At 45.2% G+C, this 23,062-nt stretch carries 24 protein-coding genes; 1 reads left to right on the top strand and 23 read right to left on the bottom strand.

Annotated elements, in window-relative coordinates:
• Positions 1 to 7: 7 nt before the first annotated feature.
• The 20 genes from ACLTWA_RS09210 to ACLTWA_RS09115 all read right to left on the bottom strand — a co-directional run bounded on the left by ACLTWA_RS09210 (position 8) and on the right by ACLTWA_RS09115 (position 19,359).
• Positions 8 to 2,086 carry a heavy metal translocating P-type ATPase gene (locus tag ACLTWA_RS09210; protein ID WP_412327406.1) on the bottom strand — a complete coding sequence of 693 codons (2,079 nt, stop codon included), beginning with the start codon at positions 2,084 to 2,086 and terminating at the stop codon, positions 8 to 10.
• Positions 2,087 to 2,172: 86 nt separating this feature from the next.
• Positions 2,173 to 2,445, bottom strand: coding sequence for a DUF6110 family protein (locus tag ACLTWA_RS09205; RefSeq protein WP_412327405.1), 273 nt, complete (start codon positions 2,443 to 2,445; stop codon positions 2,173 to 2,175).
• 82 nt (positions 2,446 to 2,527) lie between these two features.
• The gene (locus ACLTWA_RS09200) at positions 2,528 to 3,163 is read right to left on the bottom strand and encodes an HD-GYP domain-containing protein (RefSeq protein WP_412327404.1); all 636 of its coding nucleotides are present in this window, start codon (positions 3,161 to 3,163) and stop codon (positions 2,528 to 2,530) included.
• A 53-nt stretch (positions 3,164 to 3,216) separates the two neighbouring features.
• Positions 3,217 to 3,708: a transcriptional repressor gene (locus ACLTWA_RS09195; RefSeq protein WP_412327403.1), complete on the bottom strand. Its 492-nt coding sequence runs from the start codon at positions 3,706 to 3,708 to the stop codon at positions 3,217 to 3,219.
• Positions 3,709 to 3,766: 58 nt separating this feature from the next.
• Positions 3,767 to 3,907, bottom strand: coding sequence for a FeoB-associated Cys-rich membrane protein (locus ACLTWA_RS09190; protein WP_412327402.1), 141 nt, complete (start codon positions 3,905 to 3,907; stop codon positions 3,767 to 3,769).
• 65 nt (positions 3,908 to 3,972) lie between these two features.
• Positions 3,973 to 6,153 (bottom strand): ferrous iron transport protein B, encoded by a 2,181-nt coding sequence (gene feoB / locus ACLTWA_RS09185; protein WP_412327401.1) that lies wholly within the window; start codon positions 6,151 to 6,153, stop codon positions 3,973 to 3,975.
• A gap of 73 nt (positions 6,154 to 6,226) precedes the next feature.
• The gene (locus tag ACLTWA_RS09180) at positions 6,227 to 6,445 is read right to left on the bottom strand and encodes a FeoA family protein (RefSeq protein WP_412327400.1); all 219 of its coding nucleotides are present in this window, start codon (positions 6,443 to 6,445) and stop codon (positions 6,227 to 6,229) included.
• Between the two features lie 15 nt (positions 6,446 to 6,460).
• Positions 6,461 to 6,676, bottom strand: coding sequence for a FeoA family protein (locus ACLTWA_RS09175; protein ID WP_412327399.1), 216 nt, complete (start codon positions 6,674 to 6,676; stop codon positions 6,461 to 6,463).
• Between the two features lie 196 nt (positions 6,677 to 6,872).
• Positions 6,873 to 8,933: a M13 family metallopeptidase gene (locus ACLTWA_RS09170; protein ID WP_412327398.1), complete on the bottom strand. Its 2,061-nt coding sequence runs from the start codon at positions 8,931 to 8,933 to the stop codon at positions 6,873 to 6,875.
• 83 nt (positions 8,934 to 9,016) lie between these two features.
• Positions 9,017 to 10,111: a 30S ribosomal protein S1 gene (rpsA, locus tag ACLTWA_RS09165; protein ID WP_412327397.1), complete on the bottom strand. Its 1,095-nt coding sequence runs from the start codon at positions 10,109 to 10,111 to the stop codon at positions 9,017 to 9,019.
• Positions 10,092 to 10,943 carry a 4-hydroxy-3-methylbut-2-enyl diphosphate reductase gene (gene ispH / locus ACLTWA_RS09160; protein ID WP_412327396.1) on the bottom strand — a complete coding sequence of 284 codons (852 nt, stop codon included), beginning with the start codon at positions 10,941 to 10,943 and terminating at the stop codon, positions 10,092 to 10,094. Before ispH ends, rpsA begins: the two co-directional genes overlap by 20 nt.
• A gap of 2 nt (positions 10,944 to 10,945) precedes the next feature.
• Positions 10,946 to 11,632, bottom strand: a complete 687-nt coding sequence (gene cmk, locus ACLTWA_RS09155) for a (d)CMP kinase (RefSeq protein WP_412327395.1) — start codon at positions 11,630 to 11,632, stop codon at positions 10,946 to 10,948.
• Positions 11,616 to 12,884, bottom strand: a complete 1,269-nt coding sequence (locus ACLTWA_RS09150; RefSeq protein WP_412327394.1) for an NAD(P)/FAD-dependent oxidoreductase — start codon at positions 12,882 to 12,884, stop codon at positions 11,616 to 11,618. Before ACLTWA_RS09150 ends, cmk begins: the two co-directional genes overlap by 17 nt.
• 66 nt (positions 12,885 to 12,950) lie before the next feature.
• Entirely contained in the window at positions 12,951 to 14,450 is a 1,500-nt protein-coding gene (gene pap, locus ACLTWA_RS09145; protein WP_412327393.1) for a polyphosphate:AMP phosphotransferase, read from the bottom strand.
• A gap of 25 nt (positions 14,451 to 14,475) precedes the next feature.
• Positions 14,476 to 15,597, bottom strand: coding sequence for an aldo/keto reductase (locus tag ACLTWA_RS09140; protein ID WP_412327392.1), 1,122 nt, complete (start codon positions 15,595 to 15,597; stop codon positions 14,476 to 14,478).
• A 127-nt stretch (positions 15,598 to 15,724) separates the two neighbouring features.
• The gene (locus ACLTWA_RS09135; protein ID WP_412327391.1) at positions 15,725 to 17,044 is read right to left on the bottom strand and encodes an aspartate kinase; all 1,320 of its coding nucleotides are present in this window, start codon (positions 17,042 to 17,044) and stop codon (positions 15,725 to 15,727) included.
• A gap of 169 nt (positions 17,045 to 17,213) precedes the next feature.
• A complete protein-coding gene (locus ACLTWA_RS09130; protein WP_412327390.1) occupies positions 17,214 to 17,801 on the bottom strand; it encodes an HD domain-containing protein in 588 nt (195 codons plus the stop codon).
• A 26-nt stretch (positions 17,802 to 17,827) separates the two neighbouring features.
• Positions 17,828 to 18,286 (bottom strand): DUF523 domain-containing protein, encoded by a 459-nt coding sequence (locus ACLTWA_RS09125; RefSeq protein ID WP_412327389.1) that lies wholly within the window; start codon positions 18,284 to 18,286, stop codon positions 17,828 to 17,830.
• 87 nt (positions 18,287 to 18,373) lie between these two features.
• On the bottom strand, positions 18,374 to 18,961 hold the full coding sequence (locus ACLTWA_RS09120) for an ATP-dependent Clp protease proteolytic subunit (protein ID WP_412327388.1): 588 nt from the start codon (positions 18,959 to 18,961) through the stop codon (positions 18,374 to 18,376).
• A complete protein-coding gene (locus ACLTWA_RS09115; protein ID WP_412327387.1) occupies positions 18,958 to 19,359 on the bottom strand; it encodes a helix-turn-helix domain-containing protein in 402 nt (133 codons plus the stop codon). The genes ACLTWA_RS09120 and ACLTWA_RS09115 overlap by 4 nt, the downstream gene beginning before the upstream one ends.
• A gap of 266 nt (positions 19,360 to 19,625) precedes the next feature.
• Between ACLTWA_RS09115 and ACLTWA_RS09110 the strand changes: the two genes are divergently transcribed.
• On the top strand, positions 19,626 to 20,825 hold the full coding sequence (locus ACLTWA_RS09110) for an FprA family A-type flavoprotein (protein WP_412327386.1): 1,200 nt from the start codon (positions 19,626 to 19,628) through the stop codon (positions 20,823 to 20,825).
• A 152-nt stretch (positions 20,826 to 20,977) separates the two neighbouring features.
• On the opposite strand, the gene ACLTWA_RS09105 is transcribed toward ACLTWA_RS09110, so the two are convergent.
• From ACLTWA_RS09105 to ACLTWA_RS09095, 3 genes are read right to left on the bottom strand one after another with little or no spacing between them, the layout of a single operon-like run.
• A complete protein-coding gene (locus ACLTWA_RS09105) occupies positions 20,978 to 21,634 on the bottom strand; it encodes a 3-oxoacid CoA-transferase subunit B (RefSeq protein WP_412327385.1) in 657 nt (218 codons plus the stop codon).
• A 5-nt stretch (positions 21,635 to 21,639) separates the two neighbouring features.
• Complete coding sequence (locus ACLTWA_RS09100; RefSeq protein ID WP_412327384.1) at positions 21,640 to 22,296, bottom strand: CoA transferase subunit A; 657 nt, start codon at positions 22,294 to 22,296, stop codon at positions 21,640 to 21,642.
• Positions 22,286 to 23,056, bottom strand: coding sequence for an acetoacetate decarboxylase (locus ACLTWA_RS09095; protein WP_412327383.1), 771 nt, complete (start codon positions 23,054 to 23,056; stop codon positions 22,286 to 22,288). Before ACLTWA_RS09095 ends, ACLTWA_RS09100 begins: the two co-directional genes overlap by 11 nt.
• Between the last annotated feature and the right edge of the window lie 6 nt (positions 23,057 to 23,062).

The following is a 23,062-nucleotide window of genomic DNA, read 5'->3' as shown; positions in this document are numbered from 1 at the left end:
GCTCCATTCACTCCTCTAACAGGTTCTGCATCCCTAAAAGACTGATTCCAAGCGTCGACAGATTGTGTAAAAGGGCAGAAGTCGTTGGAGATATGATCCCTGTTACCCCCAAAAGAATCAGGCTGGTATTGATTCCGACAATATTCCGGTAGTTGCTGTGGATCCGTTTCATCAGGCTGTCACTCAACAGCTTTAAGGTGACAATCTCATAGAGATTGTCCGCAGCAATGGTAATATCTGCAATCTCTCTTGCTATCTCCGCCCCGTCACTGATGGCAATTCCCACATCTGCGGCTGACAGGGCCGGGGAATCATTGATTCCGTCTCCCACCATAATGACTGCGTTGCCTGCCGCTTTCTCCTGCTCAATGAAACGTGCCTTCTGCTCCGGCAGGACCTCCGAGTAATATTCATCCACACCAACCCTGGCTGCTACTGCACTGGCCGTCCGTTCGCTGTCTCCGGTCATCATGACCACCTTGCAAATCCCTGCCTTTTTCAGGGAATTGATTACAGCTCCGGCCTCTTCCCGAAGAGGATCTTCCACACAGATCACAGCTGCCAGCTTCTGGTCCATGGCAAGGTAGAGATGGCTGCAGTCTGAGGGAAGCTGATGAAACGCTTCCTGATAAGCCTGGTCAACCGTACATGCTTCATCCTCAAATACGAAATGATAGCTGCCAATGACCACCTTTCTCCCCTCAATAGAAGAAGCAATGCCATGGGCCACGATATAATCCACCTTAGAATGCATTTCCTCATGCTCTAACCCCATTTCCCTGGCAGCATTTACCACAGCCTTTGCCATGGAATGGGGGAAATGTTCCTCCAGACAGGCTGCAATTCTAAGCATTTCTTCCTTGCTTTCCCTGCCGAACGTTACCACTTCCTTTACCGTTGGTTTGGCCTTTGTAAGGGTTCCTGTCTTATCAAAAACCACCACCGTCGCATCAGCCACTGCTTCCAGGTACTTGCCGCCTTTTACGGTCATGTGATACAGACTGGCTTCACGAATAGCAGAAAGCACAGAAACAGGCATGGCAAGTTTTAAGGCACAGGAAAAATCCACCATAAGAACAGAAAGGGCTCTGGTTACATTTCTGGTGATCAGCCAGGTCAGACCGGTCCCTAAAAGAGTATAAGGGACCAGACGGTCTGCCAGATGTCCGGCCTTGCTTTCCAGGGAAGACTTTAGTTTCTCTGACTCTTCTATCATAGTAACAATCTTTTCAAACCGGGTGGAACCGGATACTTCCCGGACCGCAATGACAAGCTCGCCTTCCTCCACCACAGTTCCGGCATATACATAACCTCCGGCTTCTTTTTTCACCGGAAGGGATTCTCCGGTAAGGGAAGCCTGGTTGACCATTGCCACACCGGAAACCACCGTGCCGTCAAATGGAATTACATTCCCCATATGAACCACGACCTGATCGTTCTGTCTTATGGAGGCTGCTTCTACAAGCACCTCCTGAGAACCACTCAAAAGCCACACCCGGCCCACATGCAGGGACATGCTTCTGGCCAGATCTCCTACCGACTTTTTATGGGTCCATTCTTCTAACAGTTCCCCAATTCCCAGCAGAAACATGACAGAACCGGCGGTTTCAGCTTCTCCCCTTATGAGGGAAACACCTATGGCGATGGCATCTAAAACTGCTACTTCCACCTTTTTTAGCAAAAGGCATTTCAGTCCTCTTATGATATATTTTATCGATCGTATGCCACTGTAAAGGGGCCTTATGGGGGCTGGGATAAACAGCTTTCCTGCTGCTCTGAAAAGTACCTTTAAGACCAGCTTTTCCTGATAGGCTGCATTGAGCTGCCGTCCGGAATGCTCCAGAACCGCTGACGGCACCTTCACCCCATCATAATCAAACTGCTTCAGGGCTTCAATCACTTCATCCCGGCTGCCTGCATAGCGTATGACCGCATCTGCCGTCCGTTCGCGAACCTTTACGGCTGTTATTGTTTTTATTCCATGCAGATAATAAAGCAATGTATCGGCTTCCCGGTAAGTCATCCTTGTCTGAATAAGATGGATCCTTAGCCGCCCTGGTATATCATGTTTTATGATAAATTTCACGTATGCTCCTCCATACAGAAAACGGGGCCACGATTCACCGGCCCCGCTCTGTCATATTCTTTTGTATTCTGGCGGTCTTAACCTTTTTATGCTTCTGCACCCTCAGATACTTCTGCAGCAGCCTCTTTTAATTCACGTTCTTCATTGATCTGCTTTGCTTCCGCAAGAATATCTTCTGCGTTTTCCTGAACGACAGTTGCCGTTTTCATCACACAATCCTTTGCCCGAAGAACCGCTGCGGTGCAATTGGTATATACCTTTTTTGCGTCCTTGCTGGAAAGAAGCTTTATACCGGCTGTTCCAAACAGGATCCCTCCAACAAAAATTCCTGTGTTTTTAATTTTAGTAATATCCCACATCTTTTGTATCCTCCTATTAATTACCAACTTTTCAGTTTATATCATCATATCAACCGTGTTTTCAGTTAGTCAAAGGTAATCTTTATAATTGATAAATTTTATCAATTTTGCGTGCAGCAACTGTCACTTCAGACCAACGCAGCAGCGCCAGAGCTCCGATATCCGGGTCATACATCAGTCCCAGATTCTTTTTGATTTCTTCATAACAGTGGTCTAAGGAATAAGCACCCCGGTAACCCCGGTCAGACGTCATGGCATCAATGGAATCACAGATGGCTATGATTCTGGCACCCACAGGAATTTCTTTTCCTTTTAAGCCGTCTGGATAGCCTTTGCCGTCATAGCGTTCATGATGATATAGAACAATTTCTTTCAGTTCATTCAGATGTCTGGATTTGCTTAAAATTTCGGCACCGATCCTGGGATGCTTTTTCATGGCTTCCCATTCTTCGCCGGAAAGCCTGTCCGGTTTATTAAGAACCGCATCGGGAACACCGATTTTACCGATGTCATGAAGATGAGCCGCAATATGGATCCTCTCCACCTCTGCCTGAGGAAGTTCCAATAACGCAGAAAGGGTCAGCGCCATATCGCTGACCCTTTGAGAATGCCCCGCCGTATAAGGGTCCTTTGCATCCAGCGCACTTACGATGCACTCGATGATTTCATGGTAATCAATACCATTATTGCATAACTCAAATCCTGTTCCTGTATTCATATTCTATATGCTCATTCTATGGGTTAGGAATGACTAACCTCAAATTAATAAAATTAATAGCAACCAGCCTGCTCACATTCGCATGGCTTTACTGATATGGATGAAATCTTCTGGTCATGCAAATAACCGCATGCAGAAAGTCCTGCCCTTACAACCGTATTCCAGCTCTTTGCAGACAGATGATAGGTGGTCTCATCATCCAGTACCACAGTACACGCATCTTCCATGGAACAAGTCTCTGAATAAGCGATCTTATACATGTTCTTGCGGCTGATTGCACCGATTTCTTCCAGGACATTTACCATCCGGTAAACGGTTGCGGCACCGATGCTCTCGTCAACTTTTGATGCTTTATAATATATCTCCTTACAGCTGGAGCATTCATGTTCCAGAATAATATCCAGCAGCGTAAGGCGCTGTTTTGTTATTCTGCATCCTCTTTCCTTCAGCTTTTCAATAATAAGCTCTTTCTGCATTCTTGATCTGTGATAGCTTCTGGAATCAGTCACTTTTCTTTTTTCACTGATAATATTGCGATCTTCCATTTAGGCACCTCCATTTTCCGTAATAGAAATCTTACCATTTACCTTCCGGCTGCAGTCTTTAGTGACTGCAATGCCCTCCACAATGTTCACATGATACGCCGCATTGAATGGATTTCCCGTTCTTTTTGTCTCGAATCATACCCTTAATGATCAATGCCACCACACCGATGACAACCATCAGCACAACAAATGTTCCCATAGAAGTACCTCCTTATATTTCGAGCCTGCACATTCATGCAGGCTCTTGTCTACGTGTTCTGCAGCTTATCTTGCACGTGCTACACCCTTTAAGTTTGCTTTTGTTGCATTCGCTTCTTTTCCAGGTCTCACAAGCATATAAATAAGTCCTGCAAGCAAAGCAAAGGCTACGAAGGTAAAGAACCCGAATGTACCAGTTGTAATCAGCATACCAAACTGATAAACACATAATGAAATCACATATGCGAGGATCGTCTGATAACCGATTGCAAACCAGAACCAGCCAATGTTATTCATCTCTCTCTTGATTGCACCCATAGCGGCAAAACATGGGGCACAAAGAAGATTAAATACCAGGAAGGAATAAGCGGCAATGGTTGTCATGCTTCCTGCAAGAGTTCCCCATATTTCGCTTCCATCTTCCGCTACTTCTGCAAATCCGTAAAGAACACCAAAGGTTCCTACGACGTTCTCTTTGGCAATCAGTCCGGTAATTGCAGCAACTGCAGACTTCCAGTCACCCCAGCCCAGAGGAGCGAATATCCAGCTGACCGCACCGCCTAACGCTGCCAGTATGCTATGGTCAAGCTCCATAGTGTCTAACAATCTGAACTGTCCGTCTACCCAGCCGAAGTAAGAGGTAAACCAAACAAAAATAGTTGCTAAAAGAATAATGGTTCCTGCCTTCTTAATAAAGGACCAGCCCCGCTCCCACATGCTTCTTAAAATATTTCCTACCGTAGGAATATGATATGCCGGAAGCTCCATAACGAAAGGAGCTGGCTCACCTGCAAATCTGCTTGTCTTTTTCAGAAGAATACCGGAGCAGACAATCGCAGCGATTCCTACAAAATAAGCACTCGGTGCAACCCAGGAAGCTCCGCCAAACAGTGCGCCTGAAATCAGGGCAATGATCGGAAGCTTTGCCCCACATGGAATAAATGTGGTAGTCATAACGGTCATCTTACGGTCACGGTCATTCTCAATGGTACGGGAAGCCATAACACCAGGAACGCCGCAGCCGGTACCGATCAGTATCGGAATAAATGATTTACCGGAAAGTCCGAACTTACGGAACACCCGGTCCATGATAAATGCAACTCTCGCCATATATCCGCAGCTCTCAAGAAAGGCGAGGAAAATGAAAAGAACCAGCATCTGAGGCACAAAGCCTAATACTGCACCAACACCAGCCACGATTCCGTCAAGAATCAGGCCCTGGAGCCAGTCTGCGCATCCTACTGCTGTCAAAATGTTTCCGATAACAACAGGAACACCGGGAACATCAATGCCAAAGAAGCTGAAGCCTTCACCAAACACTCCATCATTGGCCCAGTCCGTTGCCCAGGTACCTACGGTTGTTACAGATACATAATACACAAGATACATAATCACTGCAAAGATCGGAAGCGCCAGGAAACGGTTCGTGACAATACGGTCAATCTTATCTGACACCGTAATCGCATTCTTTTTATTCTTTGTATAGCATTCTTTTATAATAGACGAAATATACACATACCGTTCATTGGTGATAATACTTTCCGTATCATCATCCATCTCCCGTTCAATCAGGCTGATCTCTTCGGATACATCAGGAACCTTTTTCAGCTGGCTTTCAATCTTCTGATCTTTTTCCAAAAGTTTGATTGCAAAGAAACGCTTCTGATCTTCCGGAACATCATTTCCTAATTTTTCTTCAATGGATTCCAATACGCTTTCAAGCTCCGGCTGGAACTTGTGAACCGAAACGTTCTTTTTCTGGCTGGCAAGAGCAACCGCTTTCTCAGCCGCCTGCTTAATACCTGTTCCCTTTAATGCGGAGATTTCCACAACTTCACAGCCAAGTTTCTGGCTCAGCTTATTGATATGTATCTTGTCTCCGTTCTTCTCAACAACATCCATCATATTGACGGCCATGATCACCGGAATCCCAAGCTCCATTAACTGGGTGGACAAATAGAGGTTACGTTCGATATTTGTACCATCCACAATATTCAAAATCACATCCGGCCGTTCTCCGATCAGATAATTTCTGGCAACCACTTCTTCCAGGGTATAGGGAGAAAGGGAATAAATACCAGGAAGATCCATGATGATTACATCCTTATGGCCTTTTAACTTTCCTTCTTTTTTCTCAACTGTAACGCCCGGCCAGTTCCCCACAAACTGATTCGATCCCGTAAGCGCATTAAACAGCGTCGTCTTTCCGCAGTTTGGATTACCTGCTAATGCAATTTTAATTGACATACTCTACCTCTTTCTGCCTGTCAGCACTAATTTGTTTGGCATTAGTTTTACCTAACTCTTATGTAAAAAAAAACTACTCCACAACAATCATTTCCGCATCCGCTTTCCGAAGGGATAATTCATAACCTCTCACCGTAACCTCAACAGGATCACCAAGGGGGGCTACTTTTCTTACGAAAACGTCTACGCCTTTCGTGATTCCCATATCCATAATCCTTCTTTTCACCGGACCCTCACCGGTCAGTTTGGTTACCTTAACTGTTTTTCCGCATGGAACTTCCTTTAATGTCATCTTTTTTCTCCTTCTTTACCCTACCATGATTTTATTGGCCATATCTTTACCAATCGCTACTCTGGAATCTTTCACATTCACAATCATGTTTCCTCCGATTTCAGAGACAACAGTAACGATCCCGCCGGTAACAAATCCCAGGTTTTCCAAAAAACGTCTTGTTTCTTCTTTTCCTCCTATTTTTCGGATCACATTAGGCTCACCAGATTTCACCATTGTTAAAGGCATCATTCGTCATCTTCTTTCTTTTTTAAACTATTGATAATCATTTCCATTTCCTGTAGGTTAGTATATGCTAACTTAAGGAAGTTGTCAAGATTTTTATAAAACTTTTTCAAAAATTTTTTATTTGTCACGGCCGGTAAGCTGGTTTTGAAAAAAACCGTATCCCGGTATTTCTTCCGGGTACGGCTTTTTCGATCTTATTTTACCATATCTTCACCCGTTTCCCGGGCACTTCATACATGCCATCTCCCTCCTTTATGTCAGGATAGGCTTTGTAAAAAGCATCCGTGGAGCGGAGAACCGCATTGACTCTCACCTTTGCCGGTGAATGAACATCGGTGTTCAGTCTCTTAATCATGGCTTCCGGCGTATATTTGGATGCCCATATGGTAGCATACTGACGGAACAAAAGCCTTAAGGCTTCCTTATCATCACCTGCAATTGCAGTAATGCATGCCAGGGCGCCAAGATCTGCAATATTTTCATCAAGGGTCTGCAGACCGTTTACCTTGCGCCCCTCAAACCCTTCCTGTTCACTGTAATAAGCCACCACCCGATCCGCCCGTTCCTTAAATTTTGTCCGGTCTTCTTCTGACCACCATACATGAAAATTCCCGTTTTCATCGTACTGGGAACCGGAAGAATCAAAAGCATGGCTGACTTCATGAGCGATGACCATTCCGATCCCTCCAAGATTTGATGCAGCATCTGCATTGGGATCATAAAATGGGGGCTGAAGAATTGCTGCCGGAAAAACGATCTCATTGCCTGTAGGATTATAATAAGCATTGACGGTCTGAGGGGTCATGGCCCACTCTCCTTTATCCACCGGCCTGCGTACTTTCTCCTTTTGCACTGCATTCCTGGCTTTTACAAGGGAAAGGGTATTGTCAATGAAATTTCCGCCCTGTTCTGCCGGAACAACGGATGCAGCTGCATAATCATCGGGCCATATATCCGGGTACCCGATTTTCAGTGTCATGTGATCCAGCTTCCGGATGGCAGCTTCCTTGGTTTCAGCTCCCATCCAGTCCAGGGCCATGATCTGGCTTTTATAGGCATTTAAAATCTGCTGCACCATTTCTTCAATGGCCTTTTTATCTTCTTTTGAAAACTGCTTTTCCACATAAAGCTGTCCAAATTCAAACCCCAGCATATCCTGAGTCATTTCACTTGCCATTTTTTCATCGGATTTTCTTTCTTTGATTCCGTTTTGAAGATTATGCCAGTCTCTGTAATTATCACGGATTTCCGGCGTCAGATAGATTCCGAAATCATTCATCAGACAGAAGATGGTGTAATTTTTAAGAAGGGGCAGAGAATCTTCCGTAAGATAGCTGCTGATGGTTTTCATCTGCTCTTCCTGGCTGACCACATAAGTGTCAAGCCCTGAAAGTCCGGCTGCCTGAATGAAACGGTCCATGGTTCCAGACGGGAAGAGCTTATTCAATTCTTCCAGTCTATAAGGATTATAAATCATTCCCGGATCATTTCTCTGGCTCAAGGGAAGGGCGGTTTTTGCTAAATCTTTCTGAAATGCCAGAATCTCTGCTGCTGCCTTTTTTGCTTCCTTTGGCTCCATGCCGGAATATTCCATGGTTCTTCCAATATACGCCTCATAGCTTTTTATTAAATCCGCCTGTGACTCATCCTCCAGTGTTTCTTTTCCCGGTCCTAAGTCCGCTCCTGCAAAGTACAAGGCGTACCGGGTGGAATCCTTCAAATCCTCCTGCCACTGAGGAAGAATAATGCTTCCAAAGCCGATCTCCGAATAGATGGTTCCGGCAGCATCGAAATACTCGTTAAGACTGGAAGCATCTCTGATGCTTTCTATATAAGGCTTTAACTGTGAAAGACCGGCGGATTCTCTTCCATTCTTATCCAAAGCGGTAAGATATAAATCTGCAATTTTCTGCTGGAGAGATCCAGGCTTTGCACTGCTTCGGTTTTTGACGGCTTCGCTCAGTGTCTCATGAAGAACCTCATACGCCTTTTTGTCCAGATCATAAAAATAACTCCAGTTATTGGAATCCTTTGGTATCTCTTTTTCCTTTAAAACCTTCTCATTCACATAATCATAGTAATCCTCTGCCAATTCTGCCTTGCCTGCCGCCTGTTTTCTCTCATTCTTTGCTTCTCCCTGCACATTGACCGGCTGCGCAGCAGTCTCCTCCGGCAGAACTTCCTTCTGATTGTTACAGCCTGCCATCAGAAGAGACAGTATCCCCAAAATCGTCAGGCAGACACTGGTTTTCCTTTTCATAATTTCCCCTTTCCTGGTTTTTTGTATTCAAAAAGGAAGTGGATCGCTCCACTTCCTTATCTGTAATATATATCTTATTATGTTTAAGCTTCGTCAGAATATGCAGAAGAATCTTCCATATCATCCTGCGCCTGCAGCGCTTTGATGCTTAAACTGATCTTTTTATCATCTTCGTTGAAATCAACGACTCTTGCTTCAATTTCCTGACCGATAGAAAGCACATCGGAAGGTTTCTCTACATGCTCTCTGGAAATCTGGGATACATGAAGAAGTGCGTCCACACCTGGTTCCAGTTCTACGAAAGCACCGAAATCTGTCATACGTGCAACTCTTCCGTTTACAATATTACCTACTGCATACTTCTCAGAAGCATCTTTCCATGGATTGGTCTCAGGGAACTTTAAGCTTAATGCGATCTTATCGCCATTGATGTCCTTAATTAAAACTTTAACTTTTTCTCCGGCCTTGAATGCTTTCTTCGGGCTTTCCACTCTGCCCCAGCTCATCTCAGAGATATGAAGCAAACCATCTGCGCCGCCAAGATCGATGAATGCACCGAAATCTGTTACGTTCTTGATCGTACCTTCTACAACATCTCCTGCATGGATTCTGCTGAATAATTCTTTCTGCAGCTCTGCTCTCTTGGCAACCATGAGCTGTTTTCTGTCGCCGATGATTCTTCTTCTCTTAGGATTGAATTCTGTAATAATGAAATCAATTTCCTTATCTGCATATTTGGATAGATCCTTCTCGTAAGTATCGGATACCAGACTTGCAGGAATAAAGACTCTTGCGCCCTCTACAACAACACTTAAACCGCCGTCAAGCACCTGTGCAACCTTTGCAGTAAGTACTTCGTGGTTTTCAAATGCTTCTTCCAGCTTTTTATTGCCTCTGTCTGCTGCCAGTCTCTTGTAAGACAGAGCAACCTGACCTTCGCCATCGTTTACCTTGATGACTTTGGCTTCCATCTCTTCACCAACCTGTACAACAGTTGTAAGATCAAAATTCTGGACATCCGTGTACTCGCTACGCGGAATAATGCCGTCAGACTTGTAACCTATATTCAAGACTATTTCATCTTCTTTTACGTCGATGACTTTACCAGTGACGATCTCTCCTGTACGTATGGTTTTTAATGATTCTTCTAACATTTGTTCAAAACTTAACTCTGACATTAGTATGAACCTCCTCGATAATATGATTCGGGGTTGAAGCCCCGGCTGTAATACCTACGCTGCGCACAGAATTTACACAATCAGGATCTAAATCACCTAGTGTCTGGATATAGTAAGTATTCTTACATTCCCTTCGGCATATCTCGTACAGCTTCTGGGTATTAGAACTGCTCTTTCCGCCAATGACAATCATGGCATCCACTTCTGAAGCTATCCGCTTTGCTTCCACCTGTCTTTCCTGTGTTGCATTGCAAATCGTATTTAAAACAAGTATATCATACCTCGTTTCAGAAATTTTTTCAACTAAATCTTGAAATTTCTTGTAATTAAATGTCGTCTGTGATACAATACACAGCCTATCTCCTTCTGACAAAGGTAATCTTTCCACTTGTTCGGGTGTTTCCAATACTAAAGTATTGGCATTTCCCCAGCCTTTAATACCTTGTACTTCCGGATGCTTTTCGTTTCCAATGATGACCAGGCGTCTTCCGTCCTTACACTGTTCTTCTGCTATCCTGTGAATCTTGCGCACATAAGGACAGGTGGCATCGATAATTTCGATTCCGTTTTCTTTCATAATTTCGTAAACCTGTCTGCCGACTCCATGGGATCTTATGACGACCACAGCGTCCATGATCTGCCTTAATTCCTCTTCCGTATGGATGACCTTTACTCCCTTTTCTTCCAGATCCTTTACCACTTCTTCGTTATGGATAATGGGTCCATAGGTATAGATGGGCTTATCGTTTCTTTCCAGCTGTTCATAGACCTGCTCTACGGCCCGTTTCACACCAAAGCAGAATCCTGCTGACTTTGCAATCACCACTTCCATGTCTACTTCTCCCCTTTCTCTGTCTTTTGCCTGAATAATTCCACGATCTGTTCTTCCACCTGTCTGGCTGTCATGTTGGATGAATCCACCAGGAACGCATCGTCTGCCTTCTTTAAAGGGGCAATTGACCGGTTCATATCCTGGTTATCCCTCTCGATAATGTCTCTTTCAATGTCCTCCAGAGTGTATTCCCTTCCGCTGTTTTTCAGCTGTCCAAACCGCCTTCTGGCACGCACCTTGCTGCTTGCAGTCAGATAGATCTTAAGATCTGCATCCGGAAGGACACAGGTTCCGATATCTCTGCCATCCATGATGACATTTTCTTTTTCTGCAAGCTTTTTTTGAAGCTCCATCAGTTTTTTGCGTACCGGCAGATAGACCGAAGTTGCGGAAGCCATGGCGCTGACTTCTCCCGTCCGGATGAAACCGGACACATTCTCTCCGTTTAAAAGCACCTGCTGCTCCCCGTTTTTGTAGGAAATGGTCACATCCACATCCTCGGCAGCCCGGGAAATGGCGGCTTCATCGGAAGAAGAAATTCCATTCCTCAAAAAATGGAGCGCCATGGCGCGGTACATGGCACCTGTATCTACATATACGAAATGAAGCTTTCTGGCAACGGATCTGGCAATGGTGCTTTTTCCTGCTCCTGCAGGCCCGTCGATTGCTATATTATAAACCTTTTTCATCTTTCGTTTTCTCCTCTCCTGCAGCACTTCCGGCCGCCCAGCCGGTAGACCAGGCGATCTGCAGATTAAAACCTCCTGTGACAGCATCTAAATCAAGGACTTCCCCTGCAAAATAAAGGCAGGAGACAAGCTTTGATTCCATGGTGGAGGGATTGACCTCCTTGACAGAGATGCCTCCCTGAGTAATGATGGCCTCGTTATAGGCCCGGAGTCCGGTAAGCGTAAGGGTAAATTCCTTGGTCAGCTGAACGATCCGCTGCCGCTCTTCTTTTGTGATCTCATTGACCTTTTTTTCCGGAGATATGCCGCTTCGGTCTACCATGACCGGAACCAGCTTGGCCGGATATAAGTTATTTAAAGAATTCTTAAACTGTTTGTTGATGGACTCTTCAAATTCACGCAGAAGTCTGGCATCCAGCTGTTCTTTAGAAAGAGCCGGCTTTAAATCGATGGAAAGGGTCAGAGGACCTTTTTTTAACTCCTTTGCCGCATAACTGCTGGCACTTAAGAGCACAGGGCCGCTGACACCGTAATGGGTAAAGAGCATTTCTCCGAATTCCCTGTAGATGATTTTCTTTCCTCTGGAAACCGTGGCTTCCACATTGCGCAGAGACAATCCCTGAAGTTCTTTTACCACCGGCTCCTCTGCAACAAAGGGAACCAGGGCAGGAGACAGTGGCGTGACGGTATGGCCTGCTTCTTTTGCCAGCTCATAGCCATCTCCGGTAGAACCGGTGGCCTGATAGGAAAAGCCGCCGCAGGCAACGATTACCGCATCTGCAAGAACCGTTTCTTTTTTTCCCCCGTTCTTTATGACAAGACCGGTCACTGCACCGTTTTCTATGAGAAGATGTTCTGCCTCAGACCGGTAGTGAATGGAAACTCCAAGATCCAGAAGTCTCTGGGTCAATGCCCTGATCACATCCGAGGATTTGTCCGATACCGGAAATACCCGGCTGCCACGCTCTGTTTTTAACGGACAGCCAAGATTCTCTAAAAGCTCCATCATATCAAAATTGGTAAATCCATAAAAACTGCTATATAAAAATTTGGCATTGGTCACTACATGTCCGAATAATTCTTCTGTGTCACAGGCATTGGTCACGTTGCAGCGTCCTTTTCCTGTAATGTAGACTTTCTTGCCAAGCTTTTCATTTTTCTCAAAAATATGGACGGTACTGCCCTTCATGGCTGCTGCTATACCAGCCAGCATCCCTGCAGCGCCCCCGCCCACGACTAAAACCGTATTCATACCGTTTCCTCCTGGTTCATTCACTCTTTTCCTACTTTACACGAAAAAAGATGAAAATACAAGCAGTCACGGATTTTTCTTTGTCTCCCTGATCTTTGCTTCCAGAACATCGACTACCGTTCTTAATATCTTTACCCTGGCATAATACTTGCAGTTTCCTTCCACTACAATCCATGGAGCATAGGTGGTTGAGGTGCGCACCAGCATCTCGTTGACCGCCTCCTCATACTGGTCCCACTTTTCCCGGTTTCTCCAGTCTTCTTCCGTTATCTTCCACTGCTTTTGCGGATTTTCCTGGCGTGCAAGAAAACGGCGTTCCTGCTCGTCTTTATCGATGTGGAGCCAGAACTTTAAGACTACAGCGCCGGCATTGGCCATATGATCCTCCATCTCATTGATCTCCTGGTATGCCTGCTTCCACTCTTCTTCACTGCAAAAGCCTTCGATCCGCTCCACCAGCACGCGGCCATACCAGGTACGGTCAAAGATGGCAATGTGCCCGGCCTTTGGCACATGATTCCAAAAACGCCACAGATAATGATGAACCCGTTCCAGATCGTTGGGGGCTGACGTGGGAAAGACCTTATATCCTCTTGGATCCAGATGGCTGGTCAGGCGTTTGATGGCCCCGCCTTTTCCGGCTGCATCCCAGCCCTCAAACCCAAGAACCACCGGGATTTTACGCAGATATATCTGGCTGTGGAGCCGCTCAAGACGTTTTTGTAAATAACCAATCTCTTTTTTGTAATCCTCCCTTGATAAGGATTTGGTCAAATCCACACCGGAGAGAACTCCGTTTTGATACTGTATGGAACGGACCGGAATTTCTTTTTCCTTACGCTCTCCCCGAATCTCCCGCTGTCTTAACGCTTCCTCTAAGCAGTCCGTCACAAGAGTCATGATCTTTACCGAGGCATACCTCCGGTCCGTAGCTTCAATGATGTTCCATGGGGCATAGTCCATATCCGTCTTTTCAAGCATCTCTTCACAAATGCTTATAAACCGGCTGTAGTCTTTATTCCTCCGCCAGTCATCTTTGGATACCCGCCAGCTGGTATCTTTGGAGCTTTCCAGCTTTTTAAACCGTTGTTTCTGTTCTTTTTCTGAAATATAGAGAAACAGTTTAATTATGACCATTCCGTCATCCGTCAACTGCCGTTCAAAGGACTGGATATCACGCAATGCTCCCGGCATGGCGGCTTCCGGTATTTTGCCGTCGAACCGTTCCATGGTCACCTGCCGGTACCAGCTTCTGTCAAAAAGAGCGATCCTGCCCTGGGCCGGAAGCTTGGTCCAGAAACGCCATAAAAACGGGTGCAGACGCTCCTCTCTGGTTGATTTATCATTGGCATACACATCAAAGCCTCTGGGATCCAGTGCCTGTATCAGGTGATTGATCTGAGTTCCTTTTCCGGATGCTCCCAGACCTTCAAACACGATCATGACGGGAATTCCTGCCTCCTTGCATCTTCGCTGCAATTCTCCCAGCTTTTCACTTTGTTCCCTGATTCTTTCTTTATAGGCATCCTTACCGATCCTTTTTGATAAATCTATTTTTTCCAGCATAAACAGTTCCTCCTTATTAAAGTGATCAGGCTTCCAGTTTTGCAAACACCTTTGCCACCTCCGGCATGACCTGGCTGATCTTTATCATCTGCGGGCATTCCTTTTCACAGTGGTGGCAGGCCCTGCATTCCCTGGCATTGACGGAAATGGAACGGTATCTCTCTTTTGCTTCTTCCTCCTTGTGTGCGGCAGTCATGTTGTAAAGAGTAAAGATATCCGGAATCGGAAGTCCAAAGGGGCAGGGAATGCAGTAACGGCAGCCGGTACAGCCCACCAATGCCATGGAATCATATACTTCCTTTGCCTTTTTGTATATCTCCTTTTCCTCTTCTGTTACCATGTGGACATGGCTTCTGTCTGCATATTGGAGATTGTCCTCTAACTGGGCTTCGTCGCTCATTCCGCTAAGAAGCAGGCTTACCTCCGGCTGATCCCATAAAAAGTCAAGAGCATACTCTACGCAGGACTTATCCTTAGGAAATATCTTTTTTACATGATCCGCCGGATTTGCCAGCTTTCCCCCAAGAAGAGGCTCCATGATTACCACAGCAAGCCCTTTTGCTGCCGCTTCCTTTAATCCTTTTGCTCCTGCCTGATGAGTCAGATCCACATAGTTATACTGGATCTGGCAAAAATCCCATCCATCATAATAATCTAGGATATCCTGAAATACGTCATATGAATCATGGAAGGAAAATCCAAGATATCTGATTTTTCCATCCTTTCTTGCTTTTTCCATCTGCTTTACAAGTTCAAATTTTTTGACCTTCTCTTCAAAGCGTTCCCTGCTCAAAGCATGAAGCAGATAAAAATCCACATGGTCTGTCTGGAGCTTTTCCAGCTGTTCATTGAGAAGAATCTCAAAATCTTCTGCTTTTTCCAGCTTCCATACCGGACACTTGGTGGCAAGATAGGTTTTCTCCCGGTAGCCGTCTGACAGTGCCTTTCCTACGATCCGTTCACTTTCTCCCTGATGATAGGGATATGCCGTATCCACATAGTTGACTCCCTCGTCAATGGCATGACGGATCATGGCAATTGCCCGCGCTTCATCGACCCGGTTGTCTTCCAATACCGGAAGTCTCATGGCTCCAAACCCTAAAGCTGATACGCTCAGTCCTGTTTTTCCAAATTTACGATACTGCATAATTACCTCCGCATGATGTATTTAATACTAAGATTGTACCATAATCTGCAGCAGTTCCATAGACTTTTATCCGTAAAAAATCAAAAGACAGGATAGAAAGCGTCTGCTTTTTACCCTGCCTTATTTTTTATACTTCTGTCATGATGAATATATCATAGATCGCCTTAATAGCTTCTTCAAAATCTGCATTCTTGACACCGATGATGATGTTGAGTTCACTGGAGCCCTGGTCAATCATCTTTACGTTCACTCTGGAATGGGCAAGCGCGGAGAAAATCCTTCCGGCAGTCCCTCTGGTGGCCTTCATTCCTCTTCCTACTACTGCAATCAAGGCAAGATCGGATTCCAGCTCCACAAAATCCGGTTCCACTGCCCGGTGGATCCCGGCGATCACAGCCTGTTCAAATTCTTCAAATTCCGATTGATGGACAAACACGGTCATGGTATCGATGCCAGACGGCATATGTTCAAAGGAAACCCCGTACTTTTCAAATACCTCCAGCACCTTTCTCCCAAAACCGACCTCAGCATTCATCATGGCCTTTTCAATATTGATAGAGCAGAACCCTTTCTTTCCTGCGATTCCCGTAATGGTATAATTGGGCTTTCTGCAGGTGCTCTCCACGATGAGAGTTCCTTTGTCTTCCGGCTTATTGGTATTTCTGATATTGATTGGGATTCCTTCTTTTCTTACGGGGAATATGGCATCCTCGTGAAGAACACTGGCACCCATATATGCCAGTTCCCTGAGTTCCCTGTATGTAATGGTCTCGATCACTTCCGGATTCTTAATGATCCTTGGATCTGCAACCAGAAATCCGGACACATCGGTCCAGTTCTCATACATGTCGGCATGAATGGCCTTGGCAACAATGGAACCGGTTATATCTGAACCGCCTCTTGAAAATGTCTTGATGGTTCCGTCATGCTTTGCACCGTAAAAGCCTGGAATAACCGCTTTTTCCACATGTTCCAGACGTTCTCCAAGTTCCTGGTTTGTTAAATCTGCCTCAAAGTTTCCGTCTGCATCAAAGAAGATCACTTCCGCTGCGTCAATGAATTCAAAGCCTAAATACTCCGCCATCACCATACCGTTTAAGTATTCGCCTCTGGAGGCTGCATAATCCCGGCCGGCTTTTTTGAGAAAATTTTCTTCAATCACGGAAAATTCAAAGTCCAGATTCAGGTTTATATTAAGACCGTCTATGATCTCCTCATACCGTTCTCTGATCTTTTCCAAAATCTTCTTGTAGCTTTTTCCGCCGGAGGCTGCTTCATAACATTGATACAGCAAATCCGTCACCTTCTCATCCTTGTCATTTCTCTTTCCCGGTGCGGATGGAACCACATACCGTCTTGATTTATCGCCGCGGATGATATCGCCTACCTTTTTAAACTGCTTTGCGCTGGCTAAAGAGCTGCCCCCGAATTTCACAACTTTTTTCATAGCGTCTTTCTCCTCTGATACAGGTTATTGTCTGGATATTTAACGGAAATGATATCCCAATTACTACGTGCTGTCAAGTATTTTTGAAAAAGAATGCATAATTTTTCATTTTCATGCATATTTAAACTTTCGTGCAGCAAGGTTTATAATCTTTCTGTTCCGCTCATTTCTACACAAGCGTTTCCAGTTCCTGATTTACGGATTCTTCACAGGAGCGCATGGCAAGAATTGTTTTTTCCATCAATTCCTCCAGGGTCCAGCCCAGATTTTCTGCTCCGGAAGAGATCACGTCTCTGGAACATCCTGCCGCAAATTTTTTATCCTTGTATTTTTTCTTTAAACTGGAAACTTCCATGTCCATAACACTTTTAGAAGGACGCATTTTTGCCGCAGCACCGATGAGTCCGGTCAGTTCATCGGCTGCAAACAGAACTTTTTCCATTTCATGTTCCGGCTTGATATCCACACAGATTCCATAGCCATGGCTGCATATGGCATGAACCAGTTCTTCCTCTGCTCCGATTTCAGAAAGAAGCTCCGGCGCCTTTTTGCAGTGCTCCTCCGGAAATTTCTCAAAATCCACGTCATGAAGAAGCCCGGCCAGGCCCCAGAAATCTTCTTCCTCTTTGTACCCCAGTTCCTTTGCATACCAGCGCATTACCCCTTCCACAGTAAGACCATGGAGCAGATGAAAGGGTTCCTGGTTGTATTTCATCAGTAACTGAAGTGCCTGTTGTCTTTTAATTGCTGTTTTCATGGTGATTCGTCTCCTTATCCGTATGATCAACTCTCTGTTTCAAACTGTTCTTTGACTCCGCTCTCTCCCGTTACGGTAATTCCGTTTTCCTCCAAAAGACCGGCTGTAATCCCGTTTCCAGGAACCTTTGTACCTGAAAATGTTCCGTCATAAATGACCCCATGTCCGCAGGATGGGCTTCGTTCCTTTAGTATGGCCCGCCTGCAGCCGTAAAGTTCTGCTATTTTTAATGTTTCCTTCGCGCCTCTGATAAAGTACTCCGTTACGTCCCTGCCGTTTTTGTCTGTCACAGAGCCTGTCTCCTGTCTCTCCGCCGGTTCCCTTGGGGTCTGAAGACCGCCAAGCTGTTCGGGGCAGACCGGAATTAAGTTGTACCGGTCCATCAGAGAAACCACCCATTCCCTTCTGCCGTTTCCGCCGTCATAACGGCAGTTGACTCCCAGCAGACAGGCGCTTACCAGAATGTTCTCCCTTGTCTGGTCCACTGATCCCGCCTCCTTTCATAAAATCTACTGTACCAAAAATAAGAAAAGGGTTCAATCCCTTTTTCGGATTGAACCCTGAAACCAGTCTTAATTTCTCCGTTCCAATATGTCATCGATGATCCCGTAAGTCTTTGCTTCTGCTGCCGACATATAATTATCACGGTCTGTATCCCGGTCGATCTCTTCGACGGTATGGCCGGTATTTTCAGCCATGATCCGGTTTAACCGCAGCTTATCTGCCTGCATCTTATTGGATAAAATGGAGATATCCGCAGCCTTGCCTCCAATGCTCTGAACCCCGACCTGATGAATCATGACTTCCGAATTAGGAAGGGCAAACCGCTTTCCCCTTGTTCCTCCGGCCAGTAAAAAGGCCCCGAAGCTGGCTGCCAGTCCAAGGCAGATGGTGGAGACATCACATTTGATAAACTGCATCGTGTCATATATGGCCAGCCCTGCGGTTATGGAGCCGCCCGGACTGTTGATGTAAAAGGAGATATCCTTTGAAGGATCTTCCGATTCCAGAAACAAAAGCTGGGCAATAAGAAGCCTGGCGGATTCATCATTTACCTCGTCTCCAAGAAAGATGATCCGTTCCTTCATCAGGCGGGAAAAAAGATCATAGCTGCGTTCGCCTGCTGCCGTCTGCTCAATGACATGAGGAATAAAATTCATGCGGCGCACCTCCTTTGTTCTGTCCGTTTTATGATTTCTTCCATGGTTCTTAATTCCTTGCAGATTCCTTCTTCTCTGTACGTCTTAGGCGTACAGCCATAGGCTTTTTTAAAGGCATAGGTAAATGCCTGCTGCGACTGGTACGAGGCTTCCTGAGCAATCTCTGCGATGGAAGATTCTTCTTGTTTTATGAGCCTTTTTGCGGCTTCTGTAAGCCTTCTCTCTTTGACATACCGGTAAAGCGTACAACCGGTCACTTCGGAAAATATCCGGTTCAAATGAAATCTTGAATAACCGGCATAATTGGCGATTGCCTCAAGATTCAGTCCTTCCTCCAAAGACAGCCGTTCTTCCACATATCCAATAATATCTTTTACCACTTTTTTCTTCTCATCCATGTTCCGTCCTCCATGATCTGTCCCTATTATAACAACTTCCGTTTCAATTGTCTTAATAAAAAAAGCGGTTATTTTTCGTCATTGTCCATATGATATTGTCACAGGCCTGATGATTGGGAAGCAGTATAGAGATAAAATTATTCAAGAAGGCTTATAATACCCGGAAATCCTACTATTTTTGTAGAAAAAACAATGACATTTCCTTAAAAATATAGTATACTTCATAACGATAGGATAGAACGAACGAAAGAAAGGAAGGCTGCAACATGTATTGTGTAAAAAAAATCAAAGACGACTTATTCTGGGTTGGGGGAAGTGACCGCCGTCTCGCTCTGTTCGAAAACGCTTACCCAATTCCGAGAGGGATTTCTTATAATTCTTACGTCCTGCTTGATGAAAAAACCGTTCTTTTTGATACTGTTGACCGGGCAATTGCCGGACAGTTTATCGAGAATGTGGAAGCGGTCCTTGGCGGACGGGACTTAGATTATATCGTTGTCAACCATATGGAACCGGACCACTGTGCCACTTTGGGAGACATGGTAAGCAGATATCCGAATGTAAAGGTTGTCTGCAATGCCAAGACAGTCCCCATCATCAATCAGTTTTATGAATTTGGCGTCGATTCCAGAGCCATTGTCATAAAAGAAGGGGATACCTTTAATACCGGCAAGCATACCTTTACCTTCTACATGGCTCCAATGGTCCACTGGCCGGAAGTTATGGTTACTTATGATATGACAGACAAGATTCTTTTTTCCGCTGATGCATTTGGTACCTTTGGCGCAATGAACGGAAACTTATTTGCAGACGAAGTGAACTTTGAGCGTGACTGGCTTGACGATTCCAGAAGATATTATTCCAATATCGTAGGAAAATACGGGCCGTCCACACAGACTCTTCTTAAAAAGGTGACTCCGCTGGATATACAGATTCTTTGTCCTCTCCACGGCCCGGTATGGCGCTCTGATATTTGCTGGTACGTGGATAAATATCAGACCTGGAGCAGCTATGTACCGGAAGAACAGGCGGTTATGATCGCATACGGCTCCATTTACGGAAATACAGAAAACGCTGCCAATATCCTTGCCGGACACCTTTCTGAGCGGGGCATACGAAACATTGCCATGTATGACGTATCCGTAACCCATCCGTCCGTAATCATTTCAGAAGCATTCCGCTGCAGTCATCTGGTATTTGCTTCCGCCACCTACAATGGCGGCGTGTTCAGCAGCATGGAGCATCTGCTCAATGATATGAAGTCTCACAATGTACAAAACCGTACGGTTGCCCTGATGGAAAATGGCTCCTGGGGCGTTTTAGCCGGTAAGAAGATGACCGAAATCATCTCTGAAATGAAGAACATGACCATACTTGATCATATGGTCACCATCAAATCTTCTGTGAAAAAAGACCAGCTTGCGGATATTATCGCTCTGGCTGATGCCATTGCAGAAACCATGTAATCCTCGGCTGCAAAGATGAAAGCCCTTTTGCGGCTTCACTTGATAAGTGAAACCCACAAAAGGGCTTTTTATCATATTACCTTGGAATTTCCGTGATTTTTTGCATTTTCCGGTAATCCGCTGATATCCATAATAATTGCTTCTTTACTTTTCTAAACTTCAATTACCTTTAGATCCGATGCAATGGAAAGCCGGGCATCGGTTGCTTTTTGAACGTCATCTACCGAAAGACCAGGAGCGATTTCTTTTACCACCAGCCCTTTTTCCGGAACCACATCAATGACAGCCATATCCGTTACGATGGTCTTTACCACATTTACTGCGGTCAGAGGCAGCTTACACCGTTTTACGATCTTTGGTGCTCCGTTCTTATTTACATGCTCCATGGCCAGGATCACCTTTCTTGCTCCTACTACCAGATCCATGGCTCCCCCCATTCCCGGAACCTTTTTCCCCGGTACCATCCAGTTTGCCACATTGCCTTCCTCGTCAACCTCCAGAGCCCCCAAAACGGTTATATCTACATGTCCGCCACGTATGATGGAAAAGGAAAGGGAACTGTCAAAAAAGCTGGCTCCTTTCACCGTAGTAACATAATTTCCTCCTGCATCAATGCAATCCAGTGTTTTTTCTTCAGGACCTGCATTCGGACCTACACCAAGTATCCCGTTTTCGGCCTGCAGCATGATATCAATTCCTTCCGGTATGTAGTTTGCGACCATTGTAGGCAATCCAATGCCAAGATTTACAACATCGCCGTCTTTCAGTTCCTTCGCTATCCTTTTTGCTATAAATTCTCTCTTATTCATCTCCATCATCCCACCTTTACAATAGCGTCTACAAAGATACCAGGTACGTTGACATGATTTGGATCAATTTCCCCTGTTTTCACACATTCATCAACCTCTGCAATCACATAGTCGGCAGCGGTTGCCATAACCATATTAAAATTGCGGGATGAGCCATTGATTATGAGATTGCCTGTTTCATCTGCTTGATTGGCCCTGATCAGGGCTACATTTGCTTTGAGAGGCAGTTCGAGCAAATACTCCTTCTGGTCAATCTTTAATTTCTGCTTTCCTTCTTCTATAACAGTACCGATTCCCACAGGAGTCAAAATACCGCCAAGGCCTGCACCTCCTGCACGTATTTTTTCAGCCAGGGTTCCCTGGGGAAACAACTGGACCTTTGCTTCTTTCGTCATTAACAGCCTTCCGGTTTCCGGATTTGAACCGATATAAGAGGCAATGATATGTTTTACTCTGCCGCTTTTCACCAATTGATAGATGGACAGCTCCGTGGTACCGGTATCATTGGAAATAATAGTCAGGCCAGAAGAAGAATTTGTATTTAAAAGAGCATTTACCAGATGTTCGGGATGGCCTCCTGCCAAAAAGCCGCCAATCATGACCGTATCCCCATCTTTTACCCGTTTTACTGCTTCCCGGGCCGATATCTGTTTATTTATCATCTTTTATATATCCTCCGTCTTCCTTTAGATAATCATGGATCACCCTTGCGTATGGCAATGTTAAATCTGCAATGAAATGCATTCCTTCGATACAGGTTCTTACAGGCAAATCTGCCACAGGAGCATTTGCATGAGGAATCAGGCTCAACCGGGCCGGACCGGACCATGCTCCCTTTACGGTAATGTTGTCCAGATTGTAAGCAGCCAGCTGTGCAATTTTAAGACTTCCATCAACATCAGGGATTAATTTTAAATTCACCTGTGTTTTTGCTATGGTCTTTGCAATGTCATTTCCATCCAGCGTATTGTACTTAAAGGGCATGGTTCCCATTGCCACCAGCATGTTATTATAATATAGGGTTCCGGTTAAGGTTTCCGTTTCTTCCACTCTGAGCGCAGGATGGCCCCACTTTTTTGGAAATCCCCAGATTTCACGTCCTCCAAGAATGGCAGGGCCGTTATTTAAGTACATCTGGGCGGTAAAATTACAGGGTTCTCCATTGAAGGTACAGGGAATTACGTTTCCGCTTTCTTCATAATCACCAAAGCCTGACGAATCGGGCATTTTAATCCATTCATAGAGAACTATATTGCTTCCGTCAGGCTCCAGGGGTTCCGGAACTGCCTGACGGATCGCATCCGGGTCAGATATGTAGCGAATTGTAAAATATTCCCGGTTGTTGAACCGGCATGGAGGACGGCCATAGCTTGGACTGGCTGCGGGCATGGATTGCAATGACAGTATTTCTTTTTGTTTCATAATCAT

It is taken from the genome of Lacrimispora sp. (assembly GCF_046972725.1).
Lineage (GTDB): Bacteria > Bacillota > Clostridia > Lachnospirales > Lachnospiraceae > Lacrimispora.
This window is presented reverse-complemented; position numbering and strand designations above follow the sequence as displayed.